At 66.5% G+C, this 7068-nt stretch carries 6 protein-coding genes; all 6 read left to right on the forward strand.

Translation table 11 applies throughout. The annotated features are described in order from the left end of the window. Positions 1-455, forward strand: a 455-nt coding sequence (locus CIC12_RS14725; RefSeq protein WP_168664828.1) for an ATP-binding cassette domain-containing protein, incomplete at its 5' end; no start/stop codon positions are given. Then, positions 452-1513 (forward strand): ABC transporter permease, encoded by a 1062-nt coding sequence (locus CIC12_RS14730; RefSeq protein WP_168664829.1) that lies wholly within the window; start codon positions 452-454, stop codon positions 1511-1513. The genes CIC12_RS14725 and CIC12_RS14730, both read left to right, overlap by 4 nt. A gap of 156 nt (positions 1514-1669) precedes the next feature. Next, positions 1670-2716 carry a LacI family DNA-binding transcriptional regulator gene (locus tag CIC12_RS14735; RefSeq protein ID WP_168664830.1) on the forward strand — a complete coding sequence of 349 codons (1047 nt, stop codon included), beginning with the start codon at positions 1670-1672 and terminating at the stop codon, positions 2714-2716. A gap of 46 nt (positions 2717-2762) precedes the next feature. Next, positions 2763-3695 carry a ribokinase gene (rbsK, locus tag CIC12_RS14740; protein ID WP_168664831.1) on the forward strand — a complete coding sequence of 311 codons (933 nt, stop codon included), beginning with the start codon at positions 2763-2765 and terminating at the stop codon, positions 3693-3695. Positions 3696-4107: 412 nt separating this feature from the next. Further along, entirely contained in the window at positions 4108-5883 is a 1776-nt protein-coding gene (locus CIC12_RS14745; RefSeq protein WP_168664832.1) for a methyl-accepting chemotaxis protein, read from the forward strand. A gap of 365 nt (positions 5884-6248) precedes the next feature. Further along, positions 6249-7010: a hydratase gene (locus CIC12_RS14750; protein WP_168664833.1), complete on the forward strand. Its 762-nt coding sequence runs from the start codon at positions 6249-6251 to the stop codon at positions 7008-7010. Positions 7011-7068: the final 58 nt, after the last annotated feature.

The raw sequence follows: 7068 nt of genomic DNA on the forward strand, positions 1-7068 counted from the left end.
GCATCGTCGATGCGAAGCGCGAGAACGCGCTCGCGAAGAAGCAGATCGATGCGATGCGCATTCGCAGCTCGGGGCCGGCGCAGATCGTCGGCGAGTTGTCGGGCGGCAATCAGCAGAAGGTCGTGATCGGCCGCTGGCTCGCGCGCGATTGCCGCGCGCTGTTATTCGACGAACCTACGCGCGGCATCGACGTCGGCGCGAAGTTCGATATTTATGGCCTGATGGGCGCGCTCGCTCGTGAAGGGCGCGCGCTCGTCGTGGTGTCGAGCGACCTGCGTGAGCTGATGCTGATCTGCGACCGGATCGGCGTCATGTCCGCGGGCAGCATGACGGGTGTGTTCGAGCGCGATAGCTGGTCGCAGGATGCGTTGCTGGCCGCCGCGTTCGCCGGTTACCGCAGCCGCGAAGCATTGCTGCACGCGCCCGACATCAACGAAGCAGGGAGTCTGTCATGACCGATCGATCGTTGCGTGACGCGGCGGGCGGCAAAGCGGACGCGGCCAGGGCCAATGCGAGCGCGAACGCCGTGCCGCCGGCCGATCCGTCGGCGCGGCTCGCGAGCGGCAAACCGGCCGGCACGCGGCTGGGCTTTTCGAACTACCTGGGGCTGGCCGGTGCGCTGCTGGGGATGATCGTGCTGTTCTCGCTGCTGAGTTCGCATTTTCTGACCTACGACACGTTCAGCACGATCGCCAACCAGATTCCGGATCTGGTGGTGATGTCGGTGGGGATGACTTTCGTGCTGATCATCGCCGGGATCGATCTGTCGGTTGGTTCGGTGCTCGCGCTGGGGGCGTCGGTGGTGAGCGTGGCCGCGCTGAAGTGGGGCTGGGGGCCGTTGCCGTCGGCGCTGCTCGGGGTCGCGGCGGCGGCGCTGACCGGCACGATCACCGGCGCGGTGACGGTGGGCTGGCGGATTCCGTCGTTCATCGTATCGCTCGGCGTGCTCGAAGCCGCGCGCGGCATGGCCTACCAGATGACCAACTCCCGCACCGCTTATATCGGCGACGCGTTCGACTTCCTGTCGAACCCGATCGCGCTCGGCATTTCGCCGGCGTTCCTGATCGCGGTCGCGGTGATGGTGATCGCGCAGCTGGTGCTCACGCGCACGGTATTCGGCCGCTATCTGGTCGGCATCGGCACCAACGAGGAAGCGGTGCGGCTCGCGGGCGTCAATCCGAAGCCGTACAAAGTGATTGTGTTCGCGCTGATGGGCGCGCTCGCCGGGCTCGCGGCGCTGTTCCAGATTTCGCGTCTGGAAGCGGCCGACCCGAACGCGGGCGTCGGCGTGGAGCTGCAGGTGATCGCGGCGGTGGTGATCGGCGGCACGAGTCTGATGGGCGGGCGCGGCTCGGTGATCAGCACGTTTTTCGGCGTGTTGATCATTTCGGTGCTGGCGGCCGGGCTCGCGCAGATCGGCGCGAACGAGCCGACCAAACGGATGATCACCGGCGCGGTGATCGTGGTGGCGGTGGTGCTGGACACCTACCGGAGCCGGCGCAAGCGCGCCTGAGCCGGAGGCGGGGGTGGGGAATAAACGAAACGGCAGCGACAGCGTGACTAGCGGTAAAGCATCGGTATTCATGGGTTGAATCTGTCTTCGAGGAAGACGTCCGGCGGGTCGCCAGGTGGCGCGGCCGGCGAAAAAACAGGCAGGGAGCAACAGGTTATGGCGACGATCAAGGATGTGGCGGCCGTGGCGGGCGTGTCGTTCACGACGGTATCGCACGTGGTGAACAACTCGCGGCCGGTTTCGGCCGACGTGCGCGCGAAGGTCGAACACGCGATCCGTCAATTGCACTATGTGCCGTCGGCGGTGGCGCGTTCGTTGAAGGCGCGCGCGACAGCCACGATCGGGCTGGTGGTGCCGAACGCCACCAACCCGTATTTCGCGGAGCTGGCGCGCGGCATCGAGGACGGCTGCGCGCGCAACGGCTACTGCGTGTTCTTCTGCAACTCCGACGACGACCCGGCCAAGCAGCGCAACTATCTGCGCGTGCTGCAGGAAAAGCGCATCGACGGGCTGATCGTCGCGTCCGCCGGCGATGACGCGGTGCTCGCGCAGACGCTCGCCGACGCGCACGAACCGCTCGTGATCGTGGACCGCAATATCGAAGGGCTGAACGCGGACCTCGTGCAGATCGACCACGAGAAGGGCGCTTATCTCGCGACGCGTCACCTGCTCGAACTCGGGCACGTGCGGATCGGCTGCATCACCGGACCGGTTCAGACGGCGGTCAGCGCGATGCGCGTGCACGGCTTTATCCGCGCGATGACCGAGCGCGGTATCGAGATTCCACCGGGGGCGATCGTCGAAAGCGACTTTTCGGGCACGGGCGGCCATCGCGGCGCCTCACAACTGTTCGATACGGTCAAGCCGTCGGCGATTTTTGCCGGCAACGACATGATGGGCATCGGCGCGCTGCGCGCCGCAGCGGAACGCGGCATCAGCGTGCCGCGCGACTGCTCGATCATCGGTTTCGACGACATCGAATTGGGGCGCCTGACCTATCCGGCGCTCTCGACGGTCGGACAGTCGGTGCGCGCGCTCGGCGACATGGCCGCGCAGACGCTGATCGAGCGGATCGCCGGAACATCGGCGGGAAATGTACGCGCGCCTGGACCCGGGCGTCGGCGCGTGGTGTCGCCGCGGCTGATCGTGCGTGAGTCCACGGCGACCTGGGCGGGTGCGGCGCAAGGTGATCTGGCGGCGTGAGTCAGCGGCGCTGACTGACCCGCATTGAGCAATCGAGGAGGCAGCAGTGGCAAGTAACGAAACGCGCTCACGCGTGGCGGTGGTCGGCAGCCTGAACATGGATCTCGTCGCGCGTGCGCCGCGCCTGCCGCATCCCGGCGAGACGCTCGCCGGCCACACCTTCGCGCAGGTCGCGGGCGGCAAGGGCGGCAACCAGGCGGTCGCGGCCGCGCGGCTCGGCGCGCAGGTGTCGATGCTCGGCTGCGTCGGCGCGGACGGCAATGGCGTGCAGTTGCGCGCAGGGCTCGAAGCGGAAGGTATCGATTGCGCGGCGCTCGAAACCGGCAAGGCGGCGACCGGGGTCGCGTTGATCATCGTCGACGATGCGAGCCAGAACGCGATCGTGATTGTCGCGGGCAGCAACGGCGAGGTGACGCCCGCGACCATCGCCCGTCACGAGGCCGTGCTGGCCGACGCCGAGGTCGTGATCTGCCAGCTCGAAACGCCGCCCGACACGGTGCGCGCGACGCTGGCCGCCGCGCGGCGGCTCGGCAAGACGGTGATCCTGAATCCCGCGCCGGCCACCGGGCCGTTGCCCGCTGACTGGCTGCCGCTGATCGACTATCTGATTCCGAACGAACTGGAAGCGGCGGCGCTGACCAATTTGCCGGTCGACACCCCCGAGGACGCCGCCAGGGCCGCTGCCGCGCTGCGCGCGGCCGGCGTGCGCAACGTGCTGGTGACGCTGGGCGCGCGTGGCGTACAGGCGACGCTCGACGGCGCGACCGCCGCGACGCTGTACGAAGCACCGAAGGTCAAGGCTGTCGATACAACCGCGGCGGGCGATACCTTCATCGGCGGATTCGCGGCGCAGCTCGCGCAGGGCGCGAGCGTCGAGGCCGCAATCCGGTTTGCGCAGCGCGCCGCGGCGCTCTCCGTGACGCGCGCCGGCGCTCAGCCGTCGATTCCTAACCGCGCCGAACTGGACGGTTCAGACTGATTGCACCACGCGTGCGATATCAGGCGGACTGCGCATGCTACGTAGGTCGCTTCGTTGGCGTGTTGCACCGGGTTGTGCGGCACCGCTCCCGGTTTCCCACCCGAAGCGACGACCCGCCGGTGCGGAACTAAAACAGGGTTCTGATGCCGAGCCACTACACCGACATGCGTGTCCCGGGCAAGCACGCCAAGACAATCCGTCTCGACCTGCGGCCATTCGTGATTCTCAAAACCCCTTCCAATTGCTTACAACGCCTTTCTTCATACTTATAAATGCTTCAAGTATGCAGTTCCCTTGCCGTAAACGAGGTTATTAGAGCGCTTCTTCGGAAAGTGCCGGAACGCAGACGCCACACATCACTTAGCGCTGCGCATGCAGCCTCTCATTGGTCAAGCACAGGGAACGAACGAGCATGTTGAACAAGGGCATTACGATCAAGGCGCGGATTGGCCTCACGATGGCTTTCCTCGCCGCGCTGCTGGTCGCCATTGGCGTTTTTGGTTTGTTCGGCATGAGCCGTTCGAACGACTCTTACAAGGACACCTTCACCAATGCAATGCCGAGCGCGGTCAATATCGGCAACGCAGAACTGTACGCGGCGCGCGAGCGCCTCGCGCTCGACCGGGCCGCGTTCATGGCCGGCACGCCGGAAGTCACGGCGACGCTCGAGCGCGCGCGCACGATGCGCGCCACGTCGGACATGTGGTGGAAAAAGTATCTCGATCTGCCGCGCGAAGCCGAGGAGGACCGCCTCGCGCAGGACGTCGCCGCCAAACGCGACGCGCTGCATCGCGAGATGGACGCCTTTGCGGCGATTGTCGCGGCGAACGATCCGAGCAAGATCATCGACGGCGCCAAGCGCCTGCAGGCGACCTACAACGAGCTCTCCATCGCCGATGACGCAGTGCGCAAGCTCCAGTTCGAATCGGCGAAGAGCGGCTACGAGGATGCGCAGGGTAATTTCGACGTGTTCCGCATGGTCAGCCTCGGCGCATTGGTCGTGGGCGTGCTGGCAGCGGCGTTTTCCTATCTGACGCTGAGCCGCGCGATCGCCCGGCCGCTCGATGAAGCGCTCGGCCATTTCGACGCGATCGCCGCCGGCGACCTGCGCCGTCCGGTGATCGTGACCTCGCGCGACGAAATGGGGCAACTGCTCGACGGAATCGCCAGAATGCAGCGCAGCCTCACCGAAACGGTGCGTACGGTGCGCAGCGGCAGCGAATCGATCGCGACCGCGACGCGTCAGATCGCAGCCGGCAATATTGATCTGTCCTCGCGCACCGAAGAGCAGGCTTCGGCCTTGCAGGAAACCGCGTCGAGCATGGAAGAGCTGACCGGCACGGTCAAGCAGAACGCCGACAACGCCCGCCAGGCGAGCGCCCTCGCGGCGAACGCGTCGGAGATCGCCAACAAGGGCAGCGCAGTAGTCGGCCAGGTGGTCGGCACGATGGGCGACATCAACCAGAGCTCGGCGAAGATCGCGGACATCATCTCGATCATCGAAGGGATTGCGTTCCAGACCAACATCCTCGCGTTGAATGCGGCCGTCGAAGCGGCGCGCGCCGGCGAAGAAGGGCGCGGGTTCGCGGTGGTGGCGGGCGAAGTGCGCAGCCTCGCGCAGCGCTCCTCGGCGGCGGCCAAGGAGATCAAGGAACTGATCGACACGTCGGTCGAGCGGGTGCAGTCGGGCTCGGCGCTCGTCGACGAAGCGGGCCGCACGATGACCGAGATCATCGGCGCGGTGCAGCGCGTGACTGACATCATGGGAGAGATCGCGGCGGCGTCGGAAGAGCAGAGCGGCGGCATCGACCAGGTCGCGCGTGCGGTCACGCAGATGGACGAAGTCACGCAGCAGAATGCGGCGCTGGTCGAGGAAGCCGCTGCGGCTGCGTCCTCGCTCGAAGACCAGGCGGGCAAGCTGCGCACTGCGGTCGCGGTGTTCCAGCTCGAGGAAGGGGGTTACAAGGCGCCGGCGAGCACCGCGCCTGCTCGCGTGGCAACGCCGGTGCGCTCGAGGGCTGTGCCTGCGCGCAAGGCCTCGTTCGCCGCTTCTACGGTGAAGGCGCCGGCTGCAACAGGTGCGGCGGCACAAGCCGCCGCTGCGCCAGCGCGCGCTCCAGCCAAAGCGATGGCAACGTCGAGCGCGACCGCAAGCGCCGGCGGTGACCAGGATTGGGAGACGTTCTAACCGGCTCGAGGGGGCTGCCGGACGAACATGGCATCTTTCGCAACAATCATTCCCGTCGGAGCATCCGCGCGCGATACTTCGCCTTGAATGAACGCCTCACCCGCAAGACCGCGATTGCCCAGGGCATTCGCGGTCTTTTTTTACGGTGTGCGCATCAACTAACGTTTGCGCAGACAGTCTGCCCCCTGGCGCGTGTCGCGATCCGGTACATTGACGGGCGAGGCCATCGCTTGTCGCAGCGCCATGGCCTGTGCAGCGCGGCGACCCTGCGCGAGCGCCGGTCTTTGCGTCGCGGCAACGTCTGCGCCTTTTCCCAACCTCACGTCACCATGAACCGCTCAATGCGCCAGCCAGAAAGGACCGACATGACGCCACACGACCTCGCGCACCGCCTCGTCGAAGCACGCCGGCTGCATCGCCCGATCGATGCGCCCACACCCGACAGCCTGCCGCCCGATGCCGCGACCGCGTATGCGATCCAGCAGGCGGTGATCGCGGGTTTAGGCGACTCGACCGGCGCGTGGAAGATCGGCGCAAGAGCGCCGGGCGGGGCCGCCGCGGGTGCGCCGATCCCGGCTTCGCTGGTGCTGCCGTCGCCGGCGCGGGCCGCGCATGACGGATTTTTCCGGGTGCTGGTGGAGCTCGAAATCGCTTTCCGTTTCGCCGAGGCGATCGAGCCGCGCGGCCGCGCCTATGCGCGTGACGAGGTACTCTCGAAGGTCGGCGTGGTGCTGCCCGCCATCGAGATTGTCGATAGCCGCTTCAGCGAATGGCCGAACGTCGCGCCGCTCGCCCAACTGGCCGATGCGCAGAACAATGGCGCCTTGGTCACCGGTCATCCGCTCGCTTATGCGGGTCTCGCGCGCGGCTTCGATTTCGTTTCACCCGAACTTGAGCTGAGCTTCGACGGCGCCTCGCTGGTGCCCGACGCGACTGGCAACCCGGCAGGCGACCCGCGCGAACTGCTGGTGTGGTTCGTCAACCATTGCGCCGCCATGGGCATTACCATCGAGCCCGACTGGACGCTCACCACCGGTTCGTACGTCGGCGCACACAGGGTCGACAAGCCGGGCATCGTGCGCGGCCATATCGATGGTCTTGGGGAAGTAGAGATTGAACTGACCTGAAGCCATGGCGACGCTGCTCATGTCGCCTGTCGTCGCATTGCTTGTAACAGTACATTAC

The organism is Paraburkholderia sp. SG-MS1, from assembly GCF_012275575.1.
In the GTDB taxonomy this organism is placed as follows: Bacteria; Pseudomonadota; Gammaproteobacteria; order Burkholderiales; family Burkholderiaceae; genus Paraburkholderia.

What these genes read in the sequence shown, in the direction of transcription:
- CIC12_RS14730 (WP_168664829.1), top strand. Translation starts at nt 452, where the DNA reads ATGACCGATCGATCGTTGCGTGACGCGGCGGGCGGCAAAGCGGACGCG.
- CIC12_RS14735 (WP_168664830.1), top strand. Translation starts at nt 1,670, where the DNA reads ATGGCGACGATCAAGGATGTGGCGGCCGTGGCGGGCGTGTCGTTCACG.
- CIC12_RS14745 (WP_168664832.1), top strand. Translation starts at nt 4,108, where the DNA reads ATGTTGAACAAGGGCATTACGATCAAGGCGCGGATTGGCCTCACGATG.
- CIC12_RS14750 (WP_168664833.1), top strand. Translation starts at nt 6,249, where the DNA reads ATGACGCCACACGACCTCGCGCACCGCCTCGTCGAAGCACGCCGGCTG.